Source organism: Nesterenkonia sandarakina, from assembly GCF_003003175.1.
Taxonomy (GTDB): domain Bacteria; phylum Actinomycetota; class Actinomycetes; order Actinomycetales; family Micrococcaceae; genus Nesterenkonia; species Nesterenkonia sandarakina_A.
Window position 1 is genome coordinate 50102 of sequence record NZ_PVTY01000016.1, and the last position, 23574, is coordinate 73675.

Genomic DNA, 23574 nt, shown 5'->3' on the forward strand with positions numbered 1-23574 from the left:
GGAACCCTGTAGGGCTGCTGTGGCAATGGTCTCCGTAGCGTTGTTGTCATCACCTCGACCACATCGCTTCTCAGGAGAATCCCCATGAAGAACACCGCATCCACCGCTGCCGCCGCCGAGACCTCCGCCCCCGTCAAGTCGAGCTCCCGGCGTCGTCGGGTGCTGCTGCCGTTGGCCGGCCTGCTCACCGCCGCCGCCCTGGTGGTCGGTTCCGGCGCAGACTTCACCTCCAGCTCGGTCAACGAGGGCAACGCCTACACCACCGGCACACTGACCCAGAGCAACTCCAAGGCTGGTGAGGCGATCTTCGACCTGGACGGCCTGAAGCCAGGCGACACCATCAACGGTGGCGTCACGCTCGAGAACACGGGTTCACTGCCGGCCTCCTTCAAGCTCACCGAGGAGGCGACCAACGGTTTCGTCGACAAGTCCAACCTGCAGCTGACCATCACCGAGGCCGGCAAGACCGCACCGGTCTGGAACGGCACCTTCGGCGAGCTCACCACCGCCGGCTCCCTCGACCTGGGCACCTGGCAGGCCGGAGCCTCCCGCGAGTTCACCTTCTCGGTGACGCTGGCCCAGAGTGCCGACGACAAGGAGCAGGGCAAGACCGCCACGGCGACCTACAAGTGGGACGCCATCCAGGGCGAGGCCACCACCTACGACCAGTGATCTCACGGCGGGCCCGCACCTTGCATCCGGGCCCGCCGCACTGTCACGCCAGTCGGTTCAACAAAACACCAGCTCAGCGCCACGCCCGATCACGCCCAGCCGCCGATCATTCCTGAAGGGACCCGATGATGACTCAGCAGATGAAGGCCCACCGCCTGCGCCGCACCTCGGGCAAGGCGCTCGGCATGCTGGTCAACCTCGCGGTCATCGCCACCGTCCTGCTCGCCGGAATCTTCCTGCTGCCCGGTCTTGCCGGATATGAGCGCTATGTGATCACCGGTGCTTCCATGTCGGGGACCTTTGAACGCGGGTCCCTGGCCTTCGCCGAGACGGTCCCGGTGGAAGAACTCGCGGTGGGCGACATCATCACCTACCTGCCTCCCCCCAGACTCCGGGATCACCGAGCTGGTCACCCACCGCATCGTCGACATCGACACCAGCGGCGAGGATCCGGTCTTCCAGACCCGAGGAGACGCCAACTCCTCCGACGACCCCTGGGTCTTCGGCCTCGACGATCCGACCCAGGCGCGGGTCGAGGCCACGGTTCCCGGTCTCGGCTGGGTGTTCCTGGCCCTGGCGGACCGTGAGATCCGGATGCTGATCATCGGCATCCCGGCAGGCGTCGTGGGGGTGCTCAGTCTCATCGAGGTGGTCCGGGCGCTGCGCGGCCCGACGGCGCAGACAGACGTCGGCGCACCCAAGCTGTCCTCCGTCACCCAGAACTGAGACACCGAGCCGCTGATCCGTCCCCTTCCACGGGGGTTTTGTTACTTTCCTGTGGTCTAGACGGCGGTTTCTGTGGGATGTCTGTGACCCGTGGATCTCTAGGCTGGATTGTGAACCGAATCGCTGAATGGAAGCCTGTGGAGATTATGAAGGTACGCACCCTGCTGGTCCTGCTCACGCTGGTGACCGCTCTGCTGGGCCAGACGGCGCCGACCTTCTCCACCGCGGCGTTCACCTCCACCTCAAGCACCGCCGAGAGCACGATCCGGGCCGCTGCGGACTGGACTCCCCCCACGGTCACCATGAACAGCCCCGGCTCCGCAGTCCGGGACATCACCACGGTCTCCGCCGCGGCCACCGACGCCGACTCCGCGATCGCCAGCGTCAGGATCGAACACCGCGGTCCCCACGCGACCGGCTGGACCGAGCTGTGCACCGCCACCGCGGCTCCCTATCGCTGCGCCTGGAACACCAAGGACGGCGACGACGGCACCCACAGCCTCCGCGCCGTGGCCACCGATACGCACGGAAACACCGCGACCTCAGAGGCCGCCACCACGACCGTGGCGAACAAGGTCACCGTGGTTCTCAGCGCACCGAGCCAGACGATTCGCGGCGCCGCCACGCTGACGACCACGCTGCACAATGCGGGTTCCACCGCGTACCGGGTCGACGTGGAGTTCGCGCCCACCGGGACCGACCGCTGGTCCAGCGCCTGCGCCAATCTCAGCTCCCCGTACACCTGCAGCGGGAACACCGTGGCCATGCCCGACGGCGTCTACGATCTGCGCGCCACGGCCACCGCGGGAGCTGCCACGGTCCGCTCGGAGGTGGTCCGCGGCATCCGCGTGGACAACACCGCCCCCAGCGTGACCATGAAGGACCCCGGCGCGACGCTGAGCGGGACGCGCACCTTCGAGAGCACCGCCACCGACGGCGGCTCGGGAGTCGCCCAGGTGCGGATCCAGTACGCCGCAGCCGGCGGCAGCTGGACAGATCTGTGCACCGACTCCTCCAGTCCCTACTCCTGCGAGTACGACACCAGCACGCTCACCGACGGGACCTACAGCTTCCGCGCCGTGGCCACCGACCAGGCCGGCAACACCGCGACCTCAGCAGCCGTGACGAATCGGACGATCAAGAACACCGTCTCGACCGTCACCATGGTGAATCCCGGCTCGACGCTGACCGGAACCCGTCTCCTGCTGGCCAGCGCCAGCTCCACCGCCGGCGTCGGCTCGGTCCAGATCCAGCACTCCCTCAACGGGACGAACAGCTGGACCACCGCCTGCACCGTGACGCGGTGGCCCTACGCCTGCACCTGGGACTCCACGCGCGTGAACAACGGCACCTACTCCTTCCGCGCGGTGCTCACCGACGGCAACGGCGCCGAGACGATCTCCAACGTGACCACCGGATCAAGGGTCGACAACGCCGTGCTCGAAGCCTTGAGCCTTCAGGTGACGAACGGACGCACCGCAGGCAGGATCGATCAGGGTGATTTCGTGAACTTCGTCTACAGCGATCAGGTCAGCCTCAGCTCGATCAGTCCCGGGTGGACCGGAGGGGCACGACCAGTGACGGTCAATGTGCGGGACAACGGAGCTTCAGACATCATCGACATCACTCGGAGCGGCAGCAGCGTCAACCTCGGGTCGGTGAACCTCGGAGCCAACTACATCGGCTCAGGCCGGACCGCCACGTTCCAGGCCACGATGACCCCGTCGATCAGCTCCTTCAACGGAGTGTCGCGAACGCTGATCAATGTCACCCTCCAATCCCCCGGCAGCGGCACCCAGAGCCTGCTCACCACGTCAGGGGCCTCCACGATGCAGTGGACGCCATCTCGATCGGCCAGCAGTCCGGATGGCACTCCAGTGTCAGAATCCCCGATCACGATCTCGGGTCGGTTCTGATGCGGCGCCCCGCGAAGCTCGCCGCGATCAGCGCCGCGCTGCTGGCGACTGCTCATGGGATCAACGGATGGCTGCAGCTGGAGGAGACGGCCTACCTGACCGTGCTCTCAGGCTTCGCCGCCGTGGCGCTGTGCACTCTGGTGGGGCTGCTCCTGGTCACCGCTGTGGGCCTGCCAGGAGAAGGCGCACCCGGTGCGCCCAGCTGGATCGAGGTCCTGCTCGTGGCGCTCTCCTGTTCGACCCTGCTGATGCTGGTGCTGAGCTCCACCCGGTCTCGTCTGCGGCCGAGCCCCGGTCAGGACACGGAACCGTACCGCCAGCGCGCGTAGGATCTGCTCATGATCGAGCTCACCTCAGGAACTCAGATGCCGGAGATCGGATTCGGCACCGGCAGCGCCACCACCGAGGCCATGGTCTCGGCACTGCATGCCGGCTACCGGCTGCTGGACACCGCGCAGATGTACGGCAACGAGGCCGAGGTCGGGGACGCGGTGAGGCTCTCCGGGGTCGACCGTGCCGAGGTCTTCGTCGCCACCAAGCTGAACAACGGCAATCACGATCCGGTCGCCGTGCGGGAGACCTTCGCAAAGTCCCTTGAGACGCTGGGCTTCGACTATGTGGACCTGTTCCTGATGCATTGGCCGATGCCGATGCTCGACGTGGACTACGTGGACACCTTCAAGGCGATGCTGCAGCTCACCGAGGACGGGCGCGCCCGCGCCGTCGGCGTCTCGAACTTCACCCCGGCCCAGCTTGAGCGCCTCATCGACGCCACCGGGGAGACCCCGGCGGTGAACCAGGTCGAGATGCACCCCTACTTCCCCAACGATGAGGTCCGCAGCTTCTGCCGGGAGAGCGGGATCGTGGTCCAGGCCTGGAGCCCGCTGGCCCGTACCGATCAGTTCGGCGATGCGGTGCTGACCGGGATCGCGCAGCGACTCGGGGTCAGCACCGCACAGGTGATGCTGCGCTGGCATCTGCAGCGCGGAGTGGTCGCCATCCCGAAGAGCAACAGCCCCGAGCGGATCGCGATGAACCGAGACATCTACAGCTTTGAGCTCGGCGAGGCGGACATGGCCGCCATCACCGCGCTGGACAAGGGTGAGGACGGCCGACGGGGCGGTCACCCTGACACCTTCACCGGCTGAACACCCCCGGACCGAGCCTCAGAAGCGGCAGGTTTCGACGTCGATACGGTTCTGACCTGCGCCTGAACGAGGACCCCGGCCTCGGGCCCCGTTGGCCTCTTATATCGGCGGAGATTCGGGGGTACGCTCACCTCATCCGCGGGGGTTGGGCACTGTGCAGCAGTCATTGGTGGGGGCCTGACTGTCCACCGCGATCAGTGTCGCTCCCGAATGACCTTCGAGGGTGAAGGATGTGTTCGTGCGAACTTTTGGCGTTGAAGAAGAGCTGCTGCTGGTGGACGAATCCGAGCTGACTCCCCTGCCCCTGGGGTGGCAGGTCGCGGAGCGCAACAGCTTCCGCGCCCACAGCGGCCACGAGCTCACCGCAGAGCTTCAGCAGGAGCAGCTCGAGGTGGTCAATCCGCCGCAGAGCACGCTGAGCGGCCAGTTGGCGAGCATCCAGACCGGTCGCGCCTGGGCGGACGCCTGCGCCGCCGAGTTCGGCGGCCGGGTCGTGGCGCTGGCCACCGTGCCCGGGGCGGTGACCCCTCACCTGGTTCCGCAGCACCGGTTCCAGCAGATGGCCGGGTGGGCGGGCATCACCGCCCGGCAGCAGCTCACCGGAGGGCTGCACATCCATGTATTGGTCCACTCGCGGGCCGAGGGCGTGGCGGTGCTGGACCGGATCCGGGTCTGGCTGCCCACGCTGCTGGCACTCAGCAGCAACTCCCCCTTCTGGGAGGACGACGACACGGCCTTCCACAGCTACCGCTATCAGACCTGGAGCCGCTGGCCGAACACCGGGCCGCCCGATCTCTTCGGCAGCATCGAGCGCTACGACCGGCAGCGGGAATCCCTGCTCCGGTCCCGGGTGCCGCTCGATGAAGGCATGCTCTACTTCGACGCGCGCATCTGTGACCGCCATTCAACGGTGGAGATCCGGGTCCCCGACGTCTGCCTCTTCGCCAGGCACGCTGCGGTGATCGCCGCACTGACCCGTGCCCTGGTGGAGACGGCGGCCCGGGACTGGCGAGCCGGGGTGCCCCCGCTGCTGGTGGAGACCGCGGTGCTTCGGGCCTGGACCTGGCGGGCCAGTCGCTGCGGGGTCGAGTCGCTGCTGGTGGATCCGTACACCGCGATGCCGGCTCCCGCCGGGGAGGTGGTGACGCGGCTGATCGACACCGTTGCGCCGGTCCTCGCGGAGTACAGGGAGGACCGCCAGGTGGACTCGCTGATCAGTGAGATCCTGCGCAACGGGACAGGGGCCTACCACCAGCGTGAGGCCTTCCGCCACGCAGGTGACCTCCGCGACGTCGTCGCTGCCGCGCTGCACTCCACCCATGAGGTCAGTGAACCGATCAGTCCGAAGGCCAAGGCCCTCCGGCGCGAACCGGTGAACGCCGGGGAGGAATGATCGCCCCGTCGGTCGGCTCGAGGCTCAGAGCAGGACGGCGGTGCGGTCCCGGATGTACTCCCAGTCCACGGTGCCCGGGCAGGCGGTGGGGACCACTGACTCGTGCGGGACGATCGCGGTGAGCGGATTCAGCCTGAACTGCCGGCACAGCGTGACACAGCGCGCGATGGACATGTTCAGCGTCTGGGTGGTGGGCGCGCGGTTTGGGTCCGCGGAGTGCTCGATGCCGATGCTGCGCTGGTTGAAGGCAAAGTTCCCGGAGTGCCAGGCGGTGTTGTTCACGCTCACATACTGGTGGATCCGCCCCTCTCCAATCCCGTAGTGGGCGCTGACCTGGGAGTCGGGGTTGAGGAAGGTGGCGTCACAGGCCGCGAGGTTGCCCACGATGTAATGGATGACGATACGGTCCACCGCGGTGCCGCCCCGGCCCGTGGAGAAGTTCGGGGAGGTCTTCCAGATCACGTTCTGCTTCACGGGTCAGTTCTCCATATCGTGTGAGACGGCGGTGAGCGCGTCCGCGTCCTGCGCGGTGAGATCGAGCTGCGCTCCGGCGAGCAGGGCCGGCAGCTGTGCAGTCGTGCGGGCGCTGGCGATCGGAGCCAGGATCTGCGGGCGGGTCCGCAGCCAGGCCAGCGCCACGGTGGGCATCTCGACCTCGAGTCGATCCGCGATCTCCTCCAGGGTCTCCAGGACCCTGGCGCCGGATTCGGAGACGTACTTCCCGGCCATTCCGGCGCGCGCCGCCCCGTCGAGATCCTCGCGGCGGCGGTATTTCCCGGCCAGGAACCCAGAGGCCAGCGCGAAGTACGGCATCACCGCCAGTCCCTCCTCCCGTGCCAGCTCACTCGTGCCGGCTTCGAAGTCCCTGCGGTGGACCAGGTTGTAGTGCGGCTGCAGCGCCACCGGCAGGCTCGCCCCGGTGCGCCGAGCGATCTCGAACCATTCTCGGATCCGCGCAGGCGAGTAGTTCGACAGTCCGACGGCGCGGATCCTGCCTGCTTGGACGAGCTCCTCGAAGGCGGCGACGGTCTCTTCCAAGGGGGTCTGCTCGTCGTCGAAGTGCGCGTAGTAGAGGTCGATCTGCTCGACCCGGAGGCGTCGCAGCGATGCATCCGCGGCGGCCGCGACGTTCCTCCCGGACAGTCCCTTGAACTCGGGATGCTGGCTCACCTTGGTGGCGATGACGACGTCATCCCGGTTGCTGCGGTCGGCGAGCCACTCCCCGAGGATCGTCTCGGACTCACCGCCGCTGTTGCCCTCGACCCAGGCCGAGTAGCTGTCTGCGGTGTCGATGAAGTTCCCGCCACCGGCGAGGTAGGCGTCGAGGACCTCGAAGGAGGTGTCTCGATCACTGGTCCAGCCGAAGGTGTTGGCGCCCAGGCACAGGCCTGAGACCTCGATACCGGTAGTGCCCAGCACGTTCTTGGACCCGGTCCCTGATGAGGCAGCGATCAGAATCCCCTCCCCAGCGGGCAGCCGAGGTTGTTCGACGGATTCTCCTGCTTGCGCGCCCTGTCGTATTCGGTGGGCTGGCGCCGCATGCGCGGACTCGGCCGGGTCCGGTACCGGCGGCGCGGTGCGGCAGAGGCGGGCAATGCGGACACGAGGGTGACACCGGCGGTGGTGGCGCCCGCGGCGGCAGCTGTGATCATTTTGCGGCGGGAGAAGTGCATTCTCGCAACCTACCGGGCGTTCAGATGCGGTACAAGGCGAACCTTCGAGAGCCTGTTCAGGGGCGCGCCCCCGATCCCGCCTAGAGGAGCAGGTTCACGGCACCGACGGCGGTGAGACCCAGGACCAGACGCTCGAAGACCGTCTGCGAGATGCGTCCGGCGATCCAGCGACCGAGGAACGCGGCCACCACGACCAGCGGCACCAGCACCAGGACGATGCTCAAGATCTGGGTGTTCAACAGCCCCAGGCCGATCTGGAACGGAACCTTCACCAGGTTCACTGCAAAGAAGAAATAGGCAGCGGTGCCGAGGAAGGTCTTGACGTCCAGACGCATCGCCAGCAGATACATGCTCATCACCGGTCCCCCGGCATTGGCCACCATTGTGGTGAACCCGCCCAGCCAGCCGTAGCCGAAGCCAGCCACCCGGGCCCGCGGACGTCCGGACCTCGGGACCTGGTCCTGCGCTGCCTGCTGGTTCGGTGCCGGCTGCTGGCTCGGTGCCTGCTGGCCTGCCTGATGCCGGGCCTCCCGGCGTCGACGCAGGAGCGTGAAGACCAGCAGTGCGAGCAGGATCGCGCCGATCACCCGGCGCACCGCGGCGTCGGAGGCGATACCGAGGAAGACCGTGCCCACCGCCACGCCGAGCAGCACGGGCCAGATGAGTCGGCGCAGGATCGCCCAGTCCACGGTCTTGCGGTACATCGAGATCGCGAAGAGGTCCCCCACGATGAGCAGCACCAGCAGCGCCGCGGTGGACTCCCGCGCCGGCAGGGCCATGGCGAAGAGGACGACGGCGAGCGTGCCGCCCCCGGGCAGCGCCGTCTTCGACAGGCCCACCACCAGGGCGCCCACTCCGAGCAGCGCCCAGTTGAGCGCCTCCATTTCGACCATCGGACCAGCCTATAGACTCCGCGCAGGGCGGCTGCGACAGATCGCTGAGCCGCCGGTGTCTGAGACTGCAGAAAGTGAAGCGTGACCCTATGGCCGCACCATCGGTGAGCGAGAGTGCCATCACCGCCAGCCTGCTCTTCGCGATCGGGCTCGGGCAGACCCCGGATCCCCAGTCCCCCGCCCTCGCGGCGGATCTCAAGGAGACCGTCATCCGGATGCTCGAGGACCAGGGGGCGTCGGCGCAGGTCACGCAGGCGATCGACGCCGTGCGGGCAGGGAGGGACGCGGTGGCGGCCGACCCTTCCCTGAGCCTCTCCGCGCAGAAGTATGAGCAGCGCCGGAGCCAGTTCCTCGCCGCACAGGGGTCAGCGCCGGGGCGGGGAAGAAAAGTCTGGCCCGTGGGTGCCAGCACCATTCTCAAGCGCGCGTCGGGCTCCTGGAGTGCAGCGCTGCAGAACGTCGGACTCGCGCCCTCAACCCGCGCCAGGCCCTCGGGGTTCGGGACCGCCAGGTTCTCCGAGGAGCAGTTCAAGGCAGCGCTGCGCGACTTCACCGCCGACGGCGGGCGGGCAGGTTTCACCACCAGCTACCAGAGCTACGTGGACTGGCGGAAGCTCCAACAGCAGGGCGGACGCAGCGATCTGCCCTCTGGCCCGAGCATCCGCAACAGCTACGGGAGCTGGAACGCCGCGCTGGAGCAGGACGGTGTACAGCCGGGCGGGACCACCCCGGACGAGAGCTGAACCGACATCATTCCGGCGGGTGCAGCAGCCGGCTCCCTGGCGCCGGTTCCAGCAGGCGCTGGGCGCGGTCGTGGTGGGCGTGTCGCTTCTGACGATCCATCTTCTCCAGCAGCGAGACCACCATCCGGGCCCGCGGGTTGGCCTCGAAGACCTCTCGGTGATCCCGGATGAAGGTCCAATAGAGCCCGTCCCACTCCTCGACCCAGTCGCCCTTCGGCAGATCTGACATCTTGCGCAGGTAGTTGCTGCCCGAGACGTAGGGCTTGGTGGTGATCGCCTCCCCGGCCGCGAACTGGCTCATCGCGTAGACGTTGGGCACCATCACCCAGTCATAGGCATCGATGAAGAGCTCCATGAACCACTCGTAGACCGCGTCGGGATGGATGCGCAGCAGCGACATCGCGTTGCCCAGCACCATCAGTCGTTCGATGTGGTGGGCGTATCCCGTCGCGAGGACGCGGGAGATCACCAGGTCCACCGGGGCCAGCCCGGTGCTTCCGTCCCACCAGCCCTCCCCCAGCGCGTTGCGGTGCTCCAAGCGGTTCGCGCTGCGAAGCTGACGCCCCCGGGTGCGGTAGGTCGCGCGCATGTACTCCCGCCAGCCGATGACCTGCCGGATGAATCCCTCCACGGAGGCCAGCGGAGTCGAGTCATCAGCCGCCTCCAGCACCGCATCCACCACCTCCCGGGGATCCAGCAGTCCGATGTTCAGCGCCGGGGTCAGCAGTCCGTGGGCGATGAACGGGTGCTCGGCAGAGATCGCATCCTCGTAGGGACCGAAGTCGTTCAGCCGCTGGGCCACGAACTCCCGCAGATGCTCACGAGCCTCCTCGGCGCTGGTGGGCCAGGCGAACAGCTCCGGATCACCCGGGGCGTCGGGGAACTCCTCGCGGACCCAGGCGATGGCCCGGGCGACGTCGGCCGCGTCGTCGCCGTCCACGCGGTCGCCGTTCGCTGAGTCGCCGTTCGCTGAGTCGCCGTTCGCTGGGTCCTGATTCGCTGCGTCTTCGTCGTCACCGAGCGCCTCGAGGTCGAACATCCCGTCGCGCTGCAGGATCGGGTGCTTCGCGAAGCGCCCGATCACCGATGGGGTGTATCCGCGCGGGAGCTTCTTGCGGTTCTCGGCGTCGAAGGACCATCTCCCGCCCACCGGGTCGCCGTCGGCGTCCAGCAGCAGCTTGAACCGTCGGCGCTGCCAGACATAGAACTCGTGCATCCGGGCGTCGTGGGCGCCGAACCAGTCGTCGACCTGCGCGCGGCTGGTCAGAAAGTTCGGCGTCTCCAGCACGTCCTGCGCGCGCAGCCAGTAGCCGCCGTCCTCCAGCGCGGCACGCAGCTCTCGCTCGAGCCAGTCGTCGACCACGTCGAAGACGCTGACCTGGGACGGTGCCAGCTCGCGCACCAGGTCGGCCAGCTGGTCGTGGGAGCTCGCCGCGGCCTGGCTGCGCAGCACCGTGACCTGGTGCCCGCGGGCCCGCAGCCGCCGCGCGAAGCGATCCATCGAGGCGCGGTGCAGGACCAGCTTCTGGGCGTGGAAGGCGTACTGCCGGAACAGCAGGTCGTGTTCGATCATGACGAAGACGGTCTCAGGGTCGGCGTCGAGGTGTTGGGCGAAGAGCTGATGCGGGAGCACCAGCCGAACTGCAGGAGCCGTCGCCATGCGCTCAGCCGGCGAGCAGCCGGGTCACCGACTGCGCGGCCTGGTCCCCGGAGACCAGCGCGCCCTGGATCGATCCGTGGTCGCGGTGATCTCCGGCGATGAGCACCCGCTCCCCGACCCGCTGGGGGCTGGCGTCGCGCAGCGGCGGCGGCTGGACCGGAAGCGTGTGCTCCACGACGTGGCGGGTGAGCAGCTCCCAGCCGGCGGTCGAGCGCTGGTAGAGCCGTTCCAGGTCCCGGCGCACCTCAGCCTCCTCGGCGAGGCCATCGGGGCGGTCCAGCAGGGTCGTCGCCTGGATGAGGTGCTGACCCTCGGGAGCGTAGGAGGGGGCTGCCTGCGAGACCACCGCAGTGTTCCAGATTGGACCCGCGGGGCCTCCCCCACGCCGGGTCGCGTCGAGCATCAGGAAGGGCCCGGCCTGGGGCAGCTCCGCGGAGCGGAACCACCAGGTGGTCAGGCCGTGGGTGGGCACCGCGGGCGCCTCGGTGAGTGCGGCGAGATCCTGCGGTCCGACGGCGACGACGGCGGCCCGGGCCCGAAGCGTCCCGGCGTCGGTGCTGACCTGGACGCCGTCGGCGGTGTGCTGCAGATCCCGGGCACCGGTGTTGAGCCGGACCGGCTCGAGGAGCCACTGCGCCATCTGTTCCGGCAGCGCCTGCATGCCGCCTCGCGGCAGGCCGGGAGCCCCGAGAGCGAAGCAGCGGACCAGCAGTCGGACATAGTTCGCGGAGCTCTCCCCGCTGCTGTCGGCCAGGACGCCGGCCAGGAAGGTCTCGAGCACGTCCCGGCGGAGCCGACCGGTGAGCCCTGCGGCGTCGAAGGAGGCGCGCAGCGTCTGGTCCTCGGCCGGGCGTGGTCCGGTGGCGGAGTGCCGCAGGGCCGGGGCGATCCAGCGAGCGAAGGCGAGCAGGTCAGAGACCGGAGTGTGCCGGCTGCCCAAGGTGGCCAGGGCGTGCTCCGGGTGGCGCAGCGGATGGGCCAGGGTCGTGGTGCTCGTGGAGGTGTGGATCACCGCGCCCACTCCGAACTCCTGCAGCCCGAGCGCGTCGACGTCGATCCAGTCCTGCACCGCGGGGTAGGCCGGGTTGAGGACCTGGAAGCCGCGGTCACAGCGGAACCCGTCGATCACGTCGGTGCGCACTCTGCCCCCGACCGCGTCCGAGGCCTCCAGCACGGTCACCCGGTGTCCGTTGCGCTGCAGCCTGCGGGCACACTGCAGCCCGGCGAGTCCCGCGCCGATGACTATGACGTCGGTGTCCATGAGTCTCCATCCCGTGAGGTGGTGGTCAGTCTAGACGGAGCGTCGGACACGCCGCGGTGCGCGCGGAGGTAGAGCACGACGACGATGCCGGCCCCCACCGATCCGATCCCTCCGGCGGCCATATCGCCGATGGTGTCGATATAGGTCACTGAGATGTCGGGGGTGATGAAGATGAAGCCCAGCCACTCCACCATCTCCCAGACCGCGCTCAGCGCGAGGCCCAGCGCCGTGGTGAGCAGGACCCCGACCCTGGCGGCGGCGAGGCGAGTGCGCGGATCGGCCACGGTTCCAGACCGCAGCAGCAGCACATAGACCCCTGCCGCCAGCACCGCGGTGCAGAAGAAGTGCACCAGCAGGTCCCAGTTCGGGATGCGCGTGTAGAGGTCGAACACGTTGCTCCACGCGGCAATCAGCAGCGTCACCGAGACGGTGATATCGGCGGGCGCGGGGAACGCCAGGAAGCGTGGCGCGACGAGTCCGGGCAGCGCGAAGGCGAGGATCCCGGCATCGGTGAGGTCGAAGAACATCGCGGCCAGGATCACGCTGAAGAGCCCGATGCCGCGCAGCACATCCGCGGCGACCTCGGCGAGGCTCTGCGGGGGACGCAGGAAGTTCTCGATCATGCGGAGCCGCCCCTCGGGGGAAGGTGGAGCACGGCCTGGACCGGCAGGTGGTCTGAGGCCCACCCTCCGGCGTGACGCGTCGGGTTGATCGCCGCACGCAGCACCTCCACCGTCGGCGAGACCATGACCCAGTCGATCCGGCCTCGGTCCAGCCGCGGTGCGCGGTAGTTCGGGAAGGTGCCCCACTGTTGGCTCTCGCGCTGCGCGGCGACCGCCCAGGTATCGGCGAGCGCCTGGCCGCGGAGCAGCTCCTGGACGGGGGCGCTCTCGAGGTCGGCGTTCATATCCCCCATGAGCACCACAGGCAGCGCGCTGGTGGTGACCAGTTCCTTGATGTTCTGGACCGAGCGCAGCCGGGAGCGGTGGGAGAGGTGATCGAGGTGCGTGTTCAGCGCGAGGAAGTCTGTGGCGGTGGCACGGTCGCGGAACCGCGCCGTGACCAGGCTGCGCGGAATCAGGTTGCCCCAGGTTCGGGAGCCCGGGTGGTGCGGGGTGTCCGAGAGCGCCCGCTGCTCCCAGTCGAGGAGCTCCAGCCGTTCGGCGTCGTAGTAGATCGGGGAGGCTTCGCCTCCTCCGTGCGGGCCCCGCCCATGGCCGACCGAGTCGTGCGCGCCGCCGAGTGCCTCGGCGACGAATCGCGCCTGATCCGGCAGGGCTTCCTGGACACCGAGCAGGGTGGGGCGTTCTGTCTGCAGCAGGGTGCGCAGCCCGGGGGCGCGCCGCTTCCACCGGTCGGCGCGGCGCGGATGGAGCGCGAACGTGCGTCGTCGGATGTTCCAGCTCATGACATGCAGGGCAGGGTCCGGCACGTGACCGATCAGGGCGGTCTCCGCGGCGCTCATGCCTGAGCCCCGGCGGTCTGCGGCGGGTGCCCGTGTCTGCGCAGGGCTGCGCGGCGCCACCGGTAGGGCGGGAGGTCCTGGGGCCAATGCACGGTCACGGACCGGAATCCGCGCCTGACCCGGCGGCGGAATGCTCTGGCGTCCTTGAACGGGCGCATCGAGATGCCCATCGGCTCTCCGCCCATCTGGCCCAGACGATGACGTTCCCCGAGGTGAAAGGACAGGTCCAGATCGTCGTGGATCTCGGGGTCGTCGCGGTGCACCTCGAGGCGCACCTGCTCCCACGCCTCGCGCCGCATGGCGAGGTTCGAGCCGAACAGCGGCAGATGCCCCAGCGCGGACATGGAGCAGTATCGGTATGCGACGAGATAGGCGAGCACCAGGGGGCGCCGCAGCAGCACCGGGCCATCGATGAATCGGGCAGGACCGGTCAGGGCTGCGACGTCGGGCTGTTCCTCGAAGGCTGCGACCACATCCTGGATCCATCGGGGCGCCGGCACGCAGTCGGCATCGAGCCGGAGGATCAGATCACCGGTGGCGGCGTCGTATCCGGTGGCGCTCGCCGCGGGGATGCCGGGCTGCGGGCAGCTCAGCACGGTGGCGCCGGCGGCGCGGGCAGCTGCGGCCGAGTCATCGGCGGAGGCGTTGTCGACCACGATGATCTCCTCGGCGGGGCGGGTCTGGGCCGCCAGGGCGGCCAGACAGACGGTCAGTTCGGCGCTGTCGTCCTTGACCGGGATGACCACCGACACGGTGCCCGGCGTGGCGCGGCGGTCAGGACGCTCGTCCTGGCTCTCGTCGTGGATGTTCATCTCGGCCCCGGCCCTGATCGATCTGCAGGCCTTGCCGCCTGTCGTGGGAAGTCAGGACATTGCGCTCCTGCACTACTGGATCAATCTACGCCGTCTGGGTCCCCGATGTGTGACACCGTGCCCGCAGATGTTCCGCGCTGGATAGGATGCAGAGCAACTGCCGCTGCTCGGACGAGCACCGACCTCCACGCGCTGATGATGAGGTTCTCCGATGGCTTTCGACGTCCTCTCCCCCGAGGCCCCTCCGCTGGGTGGACCGGCCGTGCTGCGGCAGCGCTGGAGCGAGGTCTCCTTCGTGCATTGGCGGGTCGACCCCAGCGTCGTCGCCCCGTATATGCCGCAGGGCTGTTCTCCCGACGTGCTGGATGGCAGCTCCTGGGTGGGGCTGATCGGGTTCCAGATGTCGAAGAGCTCGTTCTTCGGCGGGCCGGCCGTCCCGTGGCTCGGGGACTTCCCGGAGGTCAATGTGCGCCTCTATTCCGTCGATGAGCAGGGCCGCCGCGGGGTGGTCTTCCGCAGCCTCGAGGCCTCGCACCTGATTCCGGTGCTGGTCGCCCGGGCGGCGTTCGGACTGCGGTACCAGTGGGCGTCGATGAAGATCAAGACCTCCGACGGCGAGGTCGAGTACACGACCCGCCGGCATGGGCGGCGCGAGGCGTCCTCCACGCTTCGGGTCCGTCCCAGTGCCGACCCGGATCCCGAGACCGGAGCCGATGCTGCGCTGGCGCAGGATCCGGTCGCCGCATTTCTGACCGCACGCTGGGGCTTCCATGAGCGGCATCTGGGGCGCACCATCTACTGCAGGAACAGTCATGAGCCCTGGCCGCTGCGGCAGGCCGAGCTGGTCCACCTCGACGACGGGCTGCTGGCCGCGGCGGGCTTCGACGGGCTCAGCGAGCGGGCCCCCGATTCGGTGCTCTACGCGCCGGCGGTGACGACGGTCTTCGCTCCGCCGCAGCGGGATCCACAGCGGGGTTAGACCGGCCAGGTCGGGAAGGGCAGGAGCAGCGATGCGGGTGATGTTGGCGACGGCGGGGTCACGCGGGGACGTCGCACCGTTCGCGGCGCTGGCCAGGCGGGCCCGGGATGCCGGGCATGAGGTGCGTCTGGTGGTGCCGGATCATTCCGGTGTGGACCTCTCCGGGCTGGATGTTCTCAGCATGGGCGTCGACTACTCCGCGCTGATCGGCCAGCAGGGAGTCTCGGTCGCCGCCGCGATCCGGTCCTACCGCTCCACCGTGCAGCCGTTGATGCGGGCGGTGATCATGGAATCGGCCCGGGCCGCTCTGGACTTCGAGCCGGAGGTGCTCGTGGCGCATCCGAAGATCCTCTCCGCGGGTCTCGTGGCGACCTCCCTGGGAATCCCGCACATCGTGGTCGAGATCGTTCCTGCGATGACCCCGACCACCGCGTTCCCCGCGGCCGGGACCAGCGGCCGGGACCAGCGGCCGGGACCTGGGTCGGTTCAACCGGTTCACCTACGGCGCCGCGAGCGCCGGTGCGGCGATGTTCCGCCGCGATCTGCGTGACGTGTCCAGGCTTGCCGGCGGGACCTACGCGCGGACGGCGCCGCCGGCCGCCACGCTGCTGCCGATCAGCCGGGCGGTCCTGGATCGCCCCGCCGACTGGCCCGAGACGGTCCACGTCACCGGGGCGTGGACGCTGGACCGGGCGGATGCGCTGGACGCCGAGACCGCGGAGTTCATCGCCGCGGGCGACGTCGTCTATGCCGGGTTCGGGTCGATGGCGGCCGGGGATGCTCGCGCCCGTGCCCGGGAGGTCCTCGGCGGGATCCGCGCCGCCGGATTCCGGGCGCTGCTGGTGACCGGGCTGGGTGGGCTGGACGTTCCTCCGGAGCTGCGCGGAGCCGACGTCCACGTGACCGGCTCCGTCGCCCACGCCGCGGTGCTGCCGCGGGCCGCGGCGGCGGTGCATCACGGCGGGATCGGCACCGTCCACGCGGCCACCGCGGCCGGGACCGTGTCTGTGCTGGTCCCGTTCATCGCGGATCAGCCGTTCTGGGGCGCCCGGCTGCGTGAGAAGGGCCTCGCCCCACGTCCGATCCCCCAGCGACAGCTGACCGCCGCGAGGTTGACTGCCGCGCTGGGCGCGGTCGAGGGCTTCCGCCCGGCGGTCCGCAGGGCCGCAGAGACCATGGTGCAGGAGGACGGCACCGGCAGCGCGCTGCGGATCATCGAGGGGCTGGGCTGAGCAGCTCGGGGCCGGACTGAACAGCTGGGCCAGGTGTGCGGCAGACTGGACGGTGTGGAGAATCTGCGCGTGCCCCCGGGCCCCGGGGCACCCCACGGCCTGCTCATCCCGGCCGGTGAGCTGCATGAACAGTTCTCCCACGCCTCCGGACCTGGCGGTCAGGGCGTCAACACCACCGACTCCCGCGTCCAGCTCAGCCTGGATCTGGCGACGACGACGTCGCTCACCGAGGTTCAGCGCAGACTCGCCATGGAGCGCCTCGCCGCCCGACTGGCCGGCACGGTGCTCACCATCAACGCGGCCGAGCATCGCTCGCAGCGCAGGAACCGGACGGCCGCCCGCGAACGGCTCGCCGAGCTGCTGCGCGAAGCCATTGCGCCGCCGATCATCCGCCGCCCCACTCGTCGCACCCGGGGGTCGAACCGGCGTCGTCTCGCGGGGAAGCGGGAACGCGCAGAGATCAAGCAGAACCGCCGCCGACCGGGCGTCGACTGAGGCACCCCCGACCTACGGGGCCGTGTGCTGGATGATGAGGTCGACGACGAGCTCCCACGTGTCGCGGGGCGGCAGTTGATGGCCCATATCGGTGAGCTCCACGAGTCGCGCTCCGGGAATCGCCTCCGCGAGCGCCTTGCCGTGGGCCGGGGGAAACAGCGGGTCGGCGGTGCCATGCAGCACCAGGGTGGGCAGCCCTCGAAGCCGGCCCAGACTGAGGTCGGCCGGTCCGTCGTCGCTGGACGCAGCGTCGTCGGGTTCGTCGTCGCTGGGTTCCTCGTCGCTGACCAGGAAATGGTTGGTCATGCTCGCGGCGATGTCGTTCGTCCGGTCCACCACGCGGGCGGCGGTCGCGCGAACCTGTGACTCGTCGAAGTTCCCTGGACCGGCATAGGGGCGTTCCCCCTCCACGATCGCGTCGATGGCGGCGTCCCGGTCGGTCCAGTCCGGCTCGCGCGCTCCCGCGGAGGCCGATGAGGAGACCTGAGCGGTCGGTGAGGGAAGACCCCGGATCTCCGGATCGATCGGGCTGGTGGCGATCAGCGTCAGGGACGCCACCCGGGAGCGGTGTTCCAGCGCGAGGGACTGCGCGATGCCGCCGCCCATGGACAGACCTGCCACATGCGCCTGGGCGATACCCAGGTGATCCAGGACGGCGACGACGTCCGTGGTCAGATCTGAAGCGCGGTATCCGGGTGCTCCCGCCGGGTAGCTGGTGGAGCGCCCGGTGTCCCGAGCGTCATACCGGATGACCATCCGGCCGCGCTCCGCGATCCGGCGGCACAGCTCGTCCTCCCACCAGTCCATCGACCAGGTGGCGCCGCCGATCAGCAGCAGAGCCGGATCGGTGGGGTCTCCGATGGTCTGCACGCACAGCCGGGCACCGTCGTCGAGCTCCACGGTGCTGGGCCGAAAGCCAGACACGGTCGATTCACCAGGTCCGCGGGCAGGGGTCTTGGACGTCTCGGGGCACCGTCTCAGCCTAGGCAGGCATGCTGCCCAGGTGAATCCTCGGTCGACCACCTCGTGGGCAGCCAGCACATCCGTGGCGCGCACCCCGGTCAGGCATCCCCTCATGGGTCCCACCGGCCACTCTGGCGCGATGCGCGGTCAGCAACCGGTGATCCAGCCTCGGAGCGCGGCGTACAGTCGGGACAGGAGCCGCCTCTGGTTCCCTCATGATGGGAATGTCGATGTCCAGCACCACCTCCTCCTCCGCCGCCGCCGCTACCGCCGCGGAGACCTCCTCCCCGACCGAGGCGCTGCTCACGCTCGGGCTGCTCGCGAACTCCTCGATGGAGAATGAACGCCGGCTGCCGATCCACCCCCACCACCTGGACCAGATTGACCCAGATCTGCGCGCGCAGATGATCGTCGAGCGCGGCTACGGGTCTGACTTTCAACTCGCCCCGGACTACGTCGAGTCCCGCGTGGGGCGGGTCGCCGAACGCGCCGAGGTGATCGCGGCGGCCGATGTGCTGCTCCTGCCGAAGCCGCAGCCAGACGATGTGGCGGCGCTTCCCGCGGGCAGCACGCTGTGGGGCTGGCCGCACTGCGTACAGGATGTCAGCCTGGCGCAGACCGCGATCGAGAACCGACTCACCCTGATCGCGTTCGAGGCGATGAACCACTGGACCCCGCGCGGCGACTTCAACCTGCATGTGTTCCACAAGAACAATGAGCTCGCGGGCTACTGCTCCGTGCTGCACGCGCTGAGCCTGACCGGCTCGACCGGTGACTACGGACCCCGGCTCAGTGCGGTGGTCATCGGGTTCGGCGCCACGGCACGGGGTGCGGTGACCGCGCTCAAGGCCCAGGGCATCCACGACATCCAGGTCTTGACCCAGCGTGGCGCGACGGCGGTCGGTTCCCCGATCCACACCGCGCACATCACCCAGCTCAAGACGGCGGCCGGCACCACGCCCGAGAGTGAGGTCCTCACCTCCGCCGGAGATGTGCCGCTGCCCGAGTTCCTGGCCTCGCATGACATCGTGGTCAACTGCACGCTCCAAGACGTCAACACTCCGCTGACCTACCTGCGGACCAAGGACCTGGAGCTCTTCGCCGGCGGAAGCCTGATCATCGACGTGTCCTGCGATCCGGGCATGGGGTTCGAATGGGCTGAGACCACCACGTTCGAGGAGCCGATGTTCACCGTCGGCCGTGGAGTCAACTACTACGCCGTCGACCACAGCCCCTCATACCTGTGGAACTCCGCCACCTGGGAGGTCAGCGCCGCGCTCCTGCCGTTCCTGCGCACCGTCATGCAGGGCCCCCAGGCGTGGGCGCAGAGCCCGATCATCTCTCGGGCGATCGAGATCGACGGCGGCGTCATCCAGAACCCGAACATCCTGAGCTTCCAGCACCGGGAGCTCGAATACCCGCACACTCGGACCATCTGAGAAGGGAAGAGCCCGCGATGACCGCAGCACCAGAACCCACAGGAACGCTCAGCGAGGGACCCGGCGGCCGAGAGCTCCAGCTCAGCCGCAGCTTCACGAAACACCTCGAGACCGTCTGGGCGGCAGTGACGGACTCCACGCAGCTTCAACGCTGGATCGGACGCTGGGAGGGGGATCCCGCCAGCGGCCAGGTCACCTTCCTGATGACCGCCGAAGGTGAGGACGCTCCGCCGGAGGAGTGCCGGATTCTGGAATGCAGCCCGCCGCGCAGCCTCACGGTCGAGACCCGCGTGGGACCGGATGTCTGGCACCTGCGTCTGGAGCTCAGTCACGACGGCGGCATCACCACCCTGCTCTTCGCCCAGCGGCTCGGCGAGGATCCATTGGGCAGCATCGGTCCCGGGTGGGAGTACTACCTGGACCGGCTCGCCGCGGCGCTCGGCGGTCGGGACGCCGGCGAGGTGGCCTGGGACGACTACTACCCGCGGCTCTCGGAGCACTACGAGCAGCTGAGCTGACTACGGGGCGGCGGCTGCGCCGTCGTCGTCTGCTGGCAATGAGGGCCTGACCAGGATCTCCGCGATGCGGCGGCGGTCGATGCTCGTGACCTGCAGGGTCGCGCCGTCGACGTCGACCGTGTCGCCCTCGCGGGCCAGACGGCCGAGCCGGTCAAGCACGAACCCGGCGACGGTGTCCCAGGTGCCGCGGGGCAGCTCGATGCCGGTGGTCTCGGTGAAGTCCTGCAGGTTGAGCCGGCCATCGACGACCCCGCCGCCCTCGGCGAGGACCTCCGGAGCCGTGTCCGTGTCGCGCTCGTCGAAGATCTCCCCGACGACCTCCTCGACCAGATCCTCAAGGGTGACGATCCCGTCGGTGCCGCCGTACTCATCGACCACCACGGCGATATGGGAGTTGCTGGCCCGCAGCTTGGTGAGCGTGGGCAGCACCCTCGCCGTGGAGGGCAGATACGGGATGCTGCGCATGACCGCCTCGGTCGGGGTGTTCGGATCGCGGGCGGCGGCGTCGTAGAGGTCCCGGACATGCACGAAGCCGGTGATGTCGTCGATCGACTGGTCAACCACCGGGTAGCGCGAGAACGGCAGATCTTCGATCTGCGCGATCGCCTCGCTGACCGTGCCACCGCCCGCGATCGCGACCACCTCGGGACGGGGACGCATCACCTCGCTGAGCTGTCGATTCCGCAGCGACAGGACGTCGTCGAGGATCCGGCGCTCGTCGGCCGGAAGCCCTTCGTGACTCGTGACGATGTCGCGCAGCTCCTCCTCCGAGAGCTGCTCGGCAGCCCGGTTCGGGTCGCCGCCGAGGAGTCGCACCACCGCGTTGGTCGAGACCGACAACAGCCAGATCACCGGCTGCATGAGTCGCGCGAAGCCGTTGAGCACCGGCGCGACGGCGTAGGCGAACTGCGCGTTGCGCTGGATGGCCAGCCGCTTCGGGGCGAGCTCGCCGAGCACGAGCGAGAGATAGGCGATGACCAGGGTCAGCAGGATGGTCGCCAGGGTCAGTGCGGCCTGATCCCCCAGGCCCAGCGACGCCACCCACGGAACCAGCGACGGCGCGATCGACGACGCCCCGTAGGCCGCCGAGGCGAAGCCCGCGACGGTCACTCCGATCTGCACCGCGGAGAGGAACCGGTTCGGATTTCGAGCCAGCTCGGCGACCTTGGCCCCCCGCTTGCCACGCTGGGCGATCGCGTTGACCTGGCTGACCCGCAGCGTGACGAGCGCCATCTCGGTCGCCGCGAAGACCCCACCGATCAGGACGAACACCAGCACCAGCGCAATGTTGATCAGCAGCTCACCGGTCATCGAAGTGTTCCGTCGGGGCTGGGTCGATCGTGGGTGCGTCTCATGGATTCACTGTAGACAGTGTCGCGGGTGCTGGCGACCCATCTGTCGACCCCGAGGTACTCATCGGGCCAGAGTGATCCTGCGGCGTGCCCCAGGAGCAGCTTCGGGTAGTAGGTCCACGCGAACCAGGGTGCTGCTGCGGATCGGCCCAGGACTGCGTCGAGCACCAGTCCGCCGGCGGTGAGCATGGCGCCGAGGCCACGTCGTCGAGCGGGGAACGCTCGGATGACAGCCGTGCCGAGCAGCATGTAGCCGTAATGTACGAGCCCCCAGGCCATCCCGTTGTCCCGTTCCCCGTCGCGCTGACCCGTGGCGCCCACGATCAACGGGTGCAGGTGGCAGGCTGCGAAGACGAGGTGCTCGCGTCTCCCCTGCCCGGCTCGTTCATACCAGCGGACGCATGCCCGGGTGTTGTTCACGTACGCGCCGCCGAACAGATCGAGCGCCAGCACTCCAAGTGTCTCCCGGGAGACCGATCCCGCACCGGCCCGAGTCGCGGACTCCCGGGCGTAGGCCAGACCAATGATCCCGGAGCCGATGGCGATGACGTTGTTCACCCGGGTGGCCTCCGGCCCGACGAACTTGCCCCAGCTGCGCTGGAGAGACTCGACCCTGTGCTCGGCGACGATGTCTTCTCACCTCGGACTACAGCGTCGTAATATCGCCGGTTGAATCGCAGAACACGTTTCGCCTGGGAGTCTGGGAAGAAATAGGTGTCGGGGAGCAGACGTGGGACGGGCCGCATATCGGGACCACCCTGAGTTGGCACCGCAACGAGCAGATCGGGGTGGAGGTCGAGCATTACTTGGCGACAGCGCCCACACGGCGGGATGAGACCGCGTCCTCGGTCACCGGCTGCCGCGATCGCGACGAGCGGGCCGGCCTGGGCCGCGGCCGCGACGAGCGGGCCGGCCTGGGCCGCGGCCGCAGCTCCGAGGACTACGAGCTCTGCACAGGGCCCGCCAGTGAAGTGGTAGACGTTGATCGCCGTATGAATTCGACCTTCGGTGTCGAGGGCCGCACCGGCAACAGTGTGGACGGGGTTATCGCCTAGTGTGCGGGCCAGAGCTTCTGCGCTCTCGATCGTGCGACGTTCAGCTGGCAAGAGGTCCATTCTGTGATCTTTTCCCTCCCGCATCTGCGGCGCCATGGTCTCCCCTACGCTGATCAGTGACGATCGCAGGTGCCACCATGCACCTGACAGCCGGTCGCTGACTGGTCGCTCCGACACCCGGCCAATCCCCATGGAGAGACTGGCCTAGGAGTCACCGCCTCTCGAGCCGGACGGCAGGCACCGTGCGTGACCCGTGCCTGAATCAAGTGGCTCAGAGAAGAGTCACTGTCTCGTCAGCGCGACTGCCGCCTGTATGCCGAGCTGGGTGAAGCCGACATGCTGGGCGAGTCGTCGTGATGCCTCGTTTCCTTGGCGGCTTCGCCACTGGGGAATCAGGCCCTCCCCCAGCGCCTCCTGCGTCGCGACAGCTGCTGCGGCATAGGCGCAGCCTGCACCTCGATGCTGCGGGTGGGCGAGGACCGCCATCTGAGCCAGCTCAGAACGCCACCGGGCGTAGCCGGCGATCGCAGCGGTCCTCCCGGCCGGACCGTCCGCAGTCCACCGGCGTTGTGTCTCCTCAATGCCGCTCTCATCCCACTCCGCTGGGCTGACTCCTTCGCGCATTGAGGCCGTCTTGATCCGGTCGGCCGCGGCAGCACGGATCGGGCTTTGCTCAGGATCGCGTTCGGCGAACAGCAGGTCGGCAGTGCCGATGGGGTCGGCTGCCGGAAGCAGCTTCGCCAGCGCGGCGGCATCCAGGAGCGATTCTGGCGATGAGCGACGGATCAGGTCCAAGAGTCTCGGTGGCGCGGCCGCGATACCGAAGCCGTCTGTGAGTCTGGATCTGGCTGGTCTGGGACTGGCCGGTCAGGATGGATGTCGGTCGTATCGAACCGGGTGTGACTCTCGAAGCAATTGGCCCGCTTGCGGTGTCTTCCCGTTGAATTGTCCGCCCGGGTCGGTGCGGCCGACACCGTCCGGCCCACCTCGGTGACCTCATCAGGAGACTGCCCGGCCCTCGGGCCGTGGCCCATCACAGATTCGCCCCGAAGTGACCTCTTCCCGGACCCGTGCCGGCCGCTTGGCGACCGTGACCATGTCCGTCTCGAAGAGAGGAGCGTCGATCGCCATGGCTATCGTCGCGCATACCCGCCCGTTCGTCATCGGCGTGGATACCCA

The 23574-nt window shown here is 68.8% G+C and carries 27 protein-coding genes; 14 read left to right on the forward strand and 13 right to left on the reverse strand.

The window, feature by feature from the left end; translation table 11 throughout:
• The first annotated feature begins 84 nt into the window (after positions 1 to 84).
• From BCL67_RS12580 to BCL67_RS12605, 6 genes are all read left to right on the forward strand, one after another.
• Positions 85 to 672: a TasA family protein gene (locus BCL67_RS12580; RefSeq protein WP_146131158.1), complete on the forward strand. Its 588-nt coding sequence runs from the start codon at positions 85 to 87 to the stop codon at positions 670 to 672.
• 300 nt (positions 673 to 972) lie between these two features.
• On the forward strand, positions 973 to 1398 hold the full coding sequence (locus tag BCL67_RS12585) for a hypothetical protein (RefSeq protein ID WP_106123769.1): 426 nt from the start codon (positions 973 to 975) through the stop codon (positions 1396 to 1398).
• 146 nt (positions 1399 to 1544) lie between these two features.
• Positions 1545 to 3314 (forward strand): Ig-like domain-containing protein, encoded by a 1770-nt coding sequence (locus BCL67_RS12590; RefSeq protein WP_106123770.1) that lies wholly within the window; start codon positions 1545 to 1547, stop codon positions 3312 to 3314.
• Entirely contained in the window at positions 3314 to 3643 is a 330-nt protein-coding gene (locus BCL67_RS12595) for a hypothetical protein (protein ID WP_106123771.1), read from the forward strand. Before BCL67_RS12590 ends, BCL67_RS12595 begins: the two co-directional genes overlap by 1 nt.
• Before the next feature lie 9 nt (positions 3644 to 3652).
• The gene (locus BCL67_RS12600; protein WP_181256003.1) at positions 3653 to 4462 is read left to right on the forward strand and encodes an aldo/keto reductase; all 810 of its coding nucleotides are present in this window, start codon (positions 3653 to 3655) and stop codon (positions 4460 to 4462) included.
• A gap of 238 nt (positions 4463 to 4700) precedes the next feature.
• Complete coding sequence (locus BCL67_RS12605; protein ID WP_106123800.1) at positions 4701 to 5855, forward strand: glutamate--cysteine ligase; 1155 nt, start codon at positions 4701 to 4703, stop codon at positions 5853 to 5855.
• 24 nt (positions 5856 to 5879) lie between these two features.
• On the opposite strand, the gene BCL67_RS12610 is transcribed toward BCL67_RS12605, so the two are convergent.
• The 4 genes from BCL67_RS12610 to BCL67_RS12620 all read right to left on the reverse strand — a co-directional run bounded on the left by BCL67_RS12610 (position 5880) and on the right by BCL67_RS12620 (position 8421).
• Entirely contained in the window at positions 5880 to 6329 is a 450-nt protein-coding gene (locus tag BCL67_RS12610) for an N-acetylmuramoyl-L-alanine amidase (RefSeq protein WP_106123773.1), read from the reverse strand.
• Positions 6330 to 6332: 3 nt separating this feature from the next.
• Complete coding sequence (locus tag BCL67_RS12615) at positions 6333 to 7274, reverse strand: aldo/keto reductase (protein WP_106123774.1); 942 nt, start codon at positions 7272 to 7274, stop codon at positions 6333 to 6335.
• A 32-nt stretch (positions 7275 to 7306) separates the two neighbouring features.
• Positions 7307 to 7507, reverse strand: a complete 201-nt coding sequence (locus tag BCL67_RS15240; RefSeq protein ID WP_146131160.1) for a hypothetical protein — start codon at positions 7505 to 7507, stop codon at positions 7307 to 7309.
• Positions 7508 to 7608: 101 nt separating this feature from the next.
• The gene (locus BCL67_RS12620) at positions 7609 to 8421 is read right to left on the reverse strand and encodes a sulfite exporter TauE/SafE family protein (protein WP_106123775.1); all 813 of its coding nucleotides are present in this window, start codon (positions 8419 to 8421) and stop codon (positions 7609 to 7611) included.
• A 74-nt stretch (positions 8422 to 8495) separates the two neighbouring features.
• Here BCL67_RS12620 and BCL67_RS12625 point away from each other — a divergent pair, with 74 nt between their 5' ends.
• On the forward strand, positions 8496 to 9164 hold the full coding sequence (locus tag BCL67_RS12625) for a hypothetical protein (RefSeq protein ID WP_146131161.1): 669 nt from the start codon (positions 8496 to 8498) through the stop codon (positions 9162 to 9164).
• Positions 9165 to 9171: 7 nt separating this feature from the next.
• Here the strand turns inward: BCL67_RS12625 and BCL67_RS12630 are convergent, their stop codons facing one another.
• Genes BCL67_RS12630 through BCL67_RS12650 form a run of 5 tightly spaced genes read right to left on the reverse strand, consistent with a single transcriptional unit; the run spans position 9172 to position 14362 of the window.
• A complete protein-coding gene (locus tag BCL67_RS12630; RefSeq protein ID WP_106123777.1) occupies positions 9172 to 10824 on the reverse strand; it encodes a cryptochrome/photolyase family protein in 1653 nt (550 codons plus the stop codon).
• 4 nt (positions 10825 to 10828) lie between these two features.
• Positions 10829 to 12085 (reverse strand): flavin monoamine oxidase family protein, encoded by a 1257-nt coding sequence (locus BCL67_RS12635; protein WP_106123778.1) that lies wholly within the window; start codon positions 12083 to 12085, stop codon positions 10829 to 10831.
• The gene (locus BCL67_RS12640) at positions 12067 to 12708 is read right to left on the reverse strand and encodes a DUF2238 domain-containing protein (RefSeq protein ID WP_106123779.1); all 642 of its coding nucleotides are present in this window, start codon (positions 12706 to 12708) and stop codon (positions 12067 to 12069) included. The genes BCL67_RS12635 and BCL67_RS12640 overlap by 19 nt, the downstream gene beginning before the upstream one ends.
• Positions 12705 to 13550, reverse strand: a complete 846-nt coding sequence (locus tag BCL67_RS12645) for an endonuclease/exonuclease/phosphatase family protein (protein WP_106123801.1) — start codon at positions 13548 to 13550, stop codon at positions 12705 to 12707. The genes BCL67_RS12640 and BCL67_RS12645 overlap by 4 nt, the downstream gene beginning before the upstream one ends.
• Positions 13547 to 14362: a glycosyltransferase family A protein gene (locus BCL67_RS12650; protein WP_106123780.1), complete on the reverse strand. Its 816-nt coding sequence runs from the start codon at positions 14360 to 14362 to the stop codon at positions 13547 to 13549. Before BCL67_RS12650 ends, BCL67_RS12645 begins: the two co-directional genes overlap by 4 nt.
• A 211-nt stretch (positions 14363 to 14573) precedes the next feature.
• Between BCL67_RS12650 and BCL67_RS12655 the strand changes: the two genes are divergently transcribed.
• From BCL67_RS12655 to arfB, 4 genes are read left to right on the forward strand one after another with little or no spacing between them, the layout of a single operon-like run.
• On the forward strand, positions 14574 to 15341 hold the full coding sequence (locus BCL67_RS12655; protein ID WP_106123781.1) for a YqjF family protein: 768 nt from the start codon (positions 14574 to 14576) through the stop codon (positions 15339 to 15341).
• Between the two features lie 40 nt (positions 15342 to 15381).
• A complete protein-coding gene (locus BCL67_RS12660; RefSeq protein ID WP_219886508.1) occupies positions 15382 to 15891 on the forward strand; it encodes a glycosyltransferase in 510 nt (169 codons plus the stop codon).
• Positions 15869 to 16573 (forward strand): glycosyltransferase, encoded by a 705-nt coding sequence (locus tag BCL67_RS12665; protein ID WP_106123783.1) that lies wholly within the window; start codon positions 15869 to 15871, stop codon positions 16571 to 16573. Before BCL67_RS12660 ends, BCL67_RS12665 begins: the two co-directional genes overlap by 23 nt.
• A gap of 54 nt (positions 16574 to 16627) precedes the next feature.
• Entirely contained in the window at positions 16628 to 17068 is a 441-nt protein-coding gene (gene arfB, locus BCL67_RS12670) for an alternative ribosome rescue aminoacyl-tRNA hydrolase ArfB (protein ID WP_106123784.1), read from the forward strand.
• 12 nt (positions 17069 to 17080) lie between these two features.
• On the opposite strand, the gene BCL67_RS12675 is transcribed toward arfB, so the two are convergent.
• Positions 17081 to 17992 (reverse strand): alpha/beta fold hydrolase, encoded by a 912-nt coding sequence (locus BCL67_RS12675; protein WP_258175051.1) that lies wholly within the window; start codon positions 17990 to 17992, stop codon positions 17081 to 17083.
• A gap of 371 nt (positions 17993 to 18363) precedes the next feature.
• On the opposite strand from BCL67_RS12675, the gene BCL67_RS12680 reads away from it, so the two are divergent.
• Both BCL67_RS12680 and BCL67_RS12685 read left to right on the forward strand, forming a co-directional pair.
• Positions 18364 to 19470 (forward strand): N(5)-(carboxyethyl)ornithine synthase, encoded by a 1107-nt coding sequence (locus BCL67_RS12680; RefSeq protein ID WP_374955651.1) that lies wholly within the window; start codon positions 18364 to 18366, stop codon positions 19468 to 19470.
• A 17-nt stretch (positions 19471 to 19487) separates the two neighbouring features.
• On the forward strand, positions 19488 to 19988 hold the full coding sequence (locus BCL67_RS12685; RefSeq protein ID WP_106123787.1) for an SRPBCC family protein: 501 nt from the start codon (positions 19488 to 19490) through the stop codon (positions 19986 to 19988).
• On the opposite strand, the gene BCL67_RS12690 is transcribed toward BCL67_RS12685, so the two are convergent.
• The gene (locus tag BCL67_RS12690; protein WP_106123788.1) at positions 19989 to 21299 is read right to left on the reverse strand and encodes a hemolysin family protein; all 1311 of its coding nucleotides are present in this window, start codon (positions 21297 to 21299) and stop codon (positions 19989 to 19991) included.
• Positions 21296 to 21898 carry a hypothetical protein gene (locus tag BCL67_RS12695; RefSeq protein WP_106123789.1) on the reverse strand — a complete coding sequence of 201 codons (603 nt, stop codon included), beginning with the start codon at positions 21896 to 21898 and terminating at the stop codon, positions 21296 to 21298. Before BCL67_RS12695 ends, BCL67_RS12690 begins: the two co-directional genes overlap by 4 nt.
• A gap of 248 nt (positions 21899 to 22146) precedes the next feature.
• Between BCL67_RS12695 and BCL67_RS15540 the strand changes: the two genes are divergently transcribed.
• A complete protein-coding gene (locus tag BCL67_RS15540; protein WP_181256005.1) occupies positions 22147 to 22395 on the forward strand; it encodes a hypothetical protein in 249 nt (82 codons plus the stop codon).
• 282 nt (positions 22396 to 22677) lie between these two features.
• On the opposite strand, the gene BCL67_RS12705 is transcribed toward BCL67_RS15540, so the two are convergent.
• Complete coding sequence (locus BCL67_RS12705; RefSeq protein WP_106123790.1) at positions 22678 to 23190, reverse strand: GNAT family N-acetyltransferase; 513 nt, start codon at positions 23188 to 23190, stop codon at positions 22678 to 22680.
• Positions 23191 to 23574: the final 384 nt, after the last annotated feature.

What these genes read in the sequence shown, in the direction of transcription:
- BCL67_RS12580 (WP_146131158.1), top strand. Translation starts at nt 85, where the DNA reads ATGAAGAACACCGCATCCACCGCTGCCGCCGCCGAGACCTCCGCCCCC.
- BCL67_RS12590 (WP_106123770.1), top strand. Translation starts at nt 1,545, where the DNA reads ATGAAGGTACGCACCCTGCTGGTCCTGCTCACGCTGGTGACCGCTCTG.
- BCL67_RS12595 (WP_106123771.1), top strand. Translation starts at nt 3,314, where the DNA reads ATGCGGCGCCCCGCGAAGCTCGCCGCGATCAGCGCCGCGCTGCTGGCG.
- BCL67_RS12600 (WP_181256003.1), top strand. Translation starts at nt 3,653, where the DNA reads ATGATCGAGCTCACCTCAGGAACTCAGATGCCGGAGATCGGATTCGGC.
- BCL67_RS15240 (WP_146131160.1), bottom strand. Translation starts at nt 7,507, where the DNA reads ATGATCACAGCTGCCGCCGCGGGCGCCACCACCGCCGGTGTCACCCTC.
- BCL67_RS12620 (WP_106123775.1), bottom strand. Translation starts at nt 8,421, where the DNA reads ATGGTCGAAATGGAGGCGCTCAACTGGGCGCTGCTCGGAGTGGGCGCC.
- BCL67_RS12630 (WP_106123777.1), bottom strand. Translation starts at nt 10,824, where the DNA reads ATGGCGACGGCTCCTGCAGTTCGGCTGGTGCTCCCGCATCAGCTCTTC.
- BCL67_RS12635 (WP_106123778.1), bottom strand. Translation starts at nt 12,085, where the DNA reads ATGGACACCGACGTCATAGTCATCGGCGCGGGACTCGCCGGGCTGCAG.
- BCL67_RS12640 (WP_106123779.1), bottom strand. Translation starts at nt 12,708, where the DNA reads ATGATCGAGAACTTCCTGCGTCCCCCGCAGAGCCTCGCCGAGGTCGCC.
- BCL67_RS12645 (WP_106123801.1), bottom strand. Translation starts at nt 13,550, where the DNA reads ATGAGCGCCGCGGAGACCGCCCTGATCGGTCACGTGCCGGACCCTGCC.
- BCL67_RS12650 (WP_106123780.1), bottom strand. Translation starts at nt 14,362, where the DNA reads ATGAACATCCACGACGAGAGCCAGGACGAGCGTCCTGACCGCCGCGCC.
- BCL67_RS12655 (WP_106123781.1), top strand. Translation starts at nt 14,574, where the DNA reads ATGGCTTTCGACGTCCTCTCCCCCGAGGCCCCTCCGCTGGGTGGACCG.
- BCL67_RS12660 (WP_219886508.1), top strand. Translation starts at nt 15,382, where the DNA reads ATGTTGGCGACGGCGGGGTCACGCGGGGACGTCGCACCGTTCGCGGCG.
- BCL67_RS12665 (WP_106123783.1), top strand. Translation starts at nt 15,869, where the DNA reads ATGTTCCGCCGCGATCTGCGTGACGTGTCCAGGCTTGCCGGCGGGACC.
- BCL67_RS12680 (WP_374955651.1), top strand. Translation starts at nt 18,364, where the DNA reads ATGGAGAATGAACGCCGGCTGCCGATCCACCCCCACCACCTGGACCAG.
- BCL67_RS12685 (WP_106123787.1), top strand. Translation starts at nt 19,488, where the DNA reads ATGACCGCAGCACCAGAACCCACAGGAACGCTCAGCGAGGGACCCGGC.
- BCL67_RS12690 (WP_106123788.1), bottom strand. Translation starts at nt 21,299, where the DNA reads ATGACCGGTGAGCTGCTGATCAACATTGCGCTGGTGCTGGTGTTCGTC.